This window comes from Winogradskyella eximia, assembly GCF_003386165.1.
Taxonomy (GTDB): domain Bacteria; phylum Bacteroidota; class Bacteroidia; order Flavobacteriales; family Flavobacteriaceae; genus Winogradskyella; species Winogradskyella eximia.
Genome location: NZ_QRDV01000002.1, coordinates 471,122 through 472,835, shown reverse-complemented (window position 1 = coordinate 472,835; position 1,714 = coordinate 471,122). Strand labels below are relative to the sequence as shown.

The 1,714-nt window shown below is 36.0% G+C and carries 1 pseudogene; it reads left to right on the top strand.

Annotation, left to right across the window (positions count from 1 at the left end):
* Positions 1-1,714, top strand: a pseudogene (locus DFQ10_RS18570) (hypothetical protein); the annotation flags it as partial.

Sequence of the window (1,714 nt, the reverse complement as noted above, 5' to 3'; positions counted from 1 at the left end):
TGTAGATGTCGGCAATGTATTGACTTATGATTTACCTGCAGATTTACCAGAGCATACTACAATTTATGTATCAATAATTCCATATAATACAGATGGTGATGCTATAGGTTGTACAGAAGAAAGTTTTACTACAGAAGATCTTTTGTTTCCACCCAATTGTACCAGTTTAAGTTCGCCTACTTCGGGCTCAGTTGATATTTCTGTGAATACTGATTTATCTTGGGCTGCAGTTTCAGAAGCGACAGGTTATACCTTAACGGTTGGTACAAGTTCAGGAGGAACTGATATCCTAAACGTTGTAGATGTCGGCAATGTATTGACTTATGATTTACCTGCAGATTTACCAGAGCATACTACAATTTATGTATCAATAATTCCATATAATGCCGATGGTGATGCTATAGGTTGTACAGAAGAAAGTTTTACTACAGAAGATCTTTTGTTTCCACCCAATTGTACCAGTTTAAGTTCGCCTACTTCGGGCTCGGTCAATATTCCAGTGGATACTGATTTAACATGGACAGCAGTTACAGAAGCTACAGGTTATACCTTAACGGTTGGCACCAGTTCTGGAAGTACAGATATTATAAATGCTTTAGATGTTGGTAATGTATTGACTTATGATTTACCTGCAGATTTACCAGACAATACTATAATTTATGTGTCAATAATTCCATACAATGCCGATGGTGATGCTACAGGATGTACAGAAGAAAGTTTTACAACAGAAGACCTATTGTTTCCTCCAAATTGTACGAGTTTAAGTTCACCAATTACAGGCTCGGTCAATATTCCAGTGGATACTGATTTAACATGGACAGCAGTTACAGAAGCTACAGGTTACATCTTAACGGTTGGTACAAGTTCAGGAGGAACTGATATCCTAAACGCTGTAGATGTCGGCAATGTATTGACCTATGATTTACCATCGGATTTACCAGACAATACTCAAATATTTGTTACTGTTATACCTTATAATATTGATGGTGAAGCTGCAGGCTGTGCTGAAGAGAGTTTTGTTACAGCGTTAATTCTACCAGAATGTACAACATTAATAAGTCCGTTGGCTGGTGATATAGATGTTTCTGTTACTACAAATTTTAATTGGAACTCAGTTATAAATGCCACTGGATACAGAATAAATTTAGGAACTAACACTATCTTCTTCGGTGAGTTTGATGTCGGAAATTCTTTAACTTATGATCTACCTTTTGACTTACCTCCAAATACTGAAATATTTGTTAGGATTATTCCTTATAATTCAAATGGTGATGCTATTAATGGTTGTACACATGAAAGTTTTTTTACAGGAGACCTTCCTTTTAACTTAGATTGTACTAATTTAAATTCCCCATTATCTGGAACAACAAACGTTTCTGTTAGTACAGATATAAGCTGGAATGCTGTTTCAGATGCAATAGGTTATACACTGACTGTAGGTTCCGAATCAGGAGGTTCTGATATTATAAACGGATTAGATGTTGGTAATGTATTGACTTACGATTTACCAGCAGATTTACCAGAGGATTCTACAATTTATGTATCAATAATTCCATACAGTGCCGATGGTGATGCCACAGGTTGTACAGAAGAGAGTTTTACAACTGAAGACCTTCTAGTTCTACCAAACTGTACCACTCTAAATTCACCAAGTTCTGGTTCTACTAATGTATTGGTAAATACCGATTTATTTTGGAATGCTGTATCTAATGCT